At 40.2% G+C, this 1352-nt stretch carries 2 protein-coding genes; one reads left to right on the top strand and one right to left on the bottom strand.

Annotation, left to right across the window (positions count from 1 at the left end; translation table 11 throughout):
* Nucleotides 1-422 precede the first annotated feature (422 nt).
* Nucleotides 423-623, top strand: coding sequence for a hypothetical protein (locus ACM0OZ_RS48845; protein WP_414590158.1), 201 nt, complete (start codon nt 423-425; stop codon nt 621-623).
* A gap of 25 nt (nt 624-648) precedes the next feature.
* Here the strand turns inward: ACM0OZ_RS48845 and ACM0OZ_RS48840 are convergent.
* Nucleotides 649-1352: WD40 repeat domain-containing protein (locus tag ACM0OZ_RS48840; RefSeq protein ID WP_414590157.1), on the bottom strand; the 704-nt coding region annotated here is incomplete at its 5' end.

Below are 1352 nucleotides of genomic sequence, written 5' to 3'. Positions count from 1 at the left end.
TAGTACAGTTGAACTGTTATGGGAGTGAGCGCCGACTTTTAGTCTAAACTCCAGTAAGTAGATTTTGGGTAACACTTGCGCTCAACTTAACCTAATGTTACTCAGGTAGCTACCTAATGGTTTGTCAATCTCAAACTGGAGGTTTATAGAAACCAGGTTGTTTAGCTTAGCGCCTGCATGAAATTAACATTAACAGGTTATCTGGAAAGTGCATAAGCCTAAAAAGCTGGCATCTATTAAAGGAATAGAAATCTCCCAAATTCCGAAAAAGTGTCCAAAGGATGTGTATAGCTTAAATGAAGCTCTTCCTTGGATATTTCAAAAGCTACGCCTAGCAGTAGCATTCAGGAAGCACGCTTACTTTAACTGCATCCTGCAACTGTTCTATTGTCAATTTCTACATTTATTTCGAGGGTACAACAATGAAAAAATTCCAATTGTCGCTGAGCGCCTTAACTCAGGCATTAGTAGCTTCACTGACTCAAAATAAGAATACTGCATCGACAACAACATCTGAAACTGATGGAGATAGAGGTGGTGGAGTCGTTTGTGTTCCAAAAAATGGTGGTAGTAGGTATAATGCTCCCTGTAAGCCTGGTGATACACCTATCAGAGTAAAGTAAATTCTCCTGAGCCAGAAAGTTAAGTCTAGATCATATCCTTCATCTTTTGGGATAATTCTAATTCCTTATGACTAGCCAAGAGTAAAAATTTACTCTTGGCTGGGTTGATATGATTATGCGATTTGTTTTTGAAACGGGAAGTCTTAATATCATCACAGAAACGGTGAATGTCTTCGTTGTTATTCGGGTTAGTTTTTAAATAGTCTCGCAGTAAATCACAACCACGCACTAGTAAATCATTTGTATTTAGATTCCATAGGATAAGTGTTTTATCCTGACTTCCAGAAACAAGTGTCTTGCCGTTAGAGCTAAAAGATACGCTATTAACAGCAGCCTTATGTCCAGTGATGGTTGACAGTTCCTGACCGTCTAAACTCCAAAGTTTGATGGTATTGTCCTCACTTCCAGAGGCAATGGTCTTGCTATCAGGGCTGAAAGACACGCTATTAACACCACGCAAATGACCAATAAGAGTTTTGAGTTCCTGACCATCTAAACTCCAGAGTTTAATAATTCCGTCAAGACTTGCAGAAGCAATAGTTTTGCCGTTAGGGCTAAAAGATACACTCGTGACTGCAGCCGAATGACCAGTTAGGGTACGAAGCAGTTGACCATCCCAATTCCAGATTTTAATAGTACGGTCCTCACTTGCAGAAGCAATGGTTTTGCCGTCAGGGCTAAAAGACACACTCGTGACAGCAGCTTCATGCCCAGTCAAGGTATGAAGCA

The sequence above is a fragment of the Scytonema sp. PCC 10023 genome (assembly GCF_963920835.1).
Lineage (GTDB): Bacteria > Cyanobacteriota > Cyanobacteriia > Cyanobacteriales > Nostocaceae > Kalymmatonema.
This window is presented reverse-complemented; position numbering and strand designations above follow the sequence as displayed.

Bases quoted from the DNA above. Each gene is read 5' to 3' on its own strand.
- ACM0OZ_RS48845 (WP_414590158.1), top strand. From the start codon at position 423: ATGAAAAAATTCCAATTGTCGCTGAGCGCCTTAACTCAGGCATTAGTA.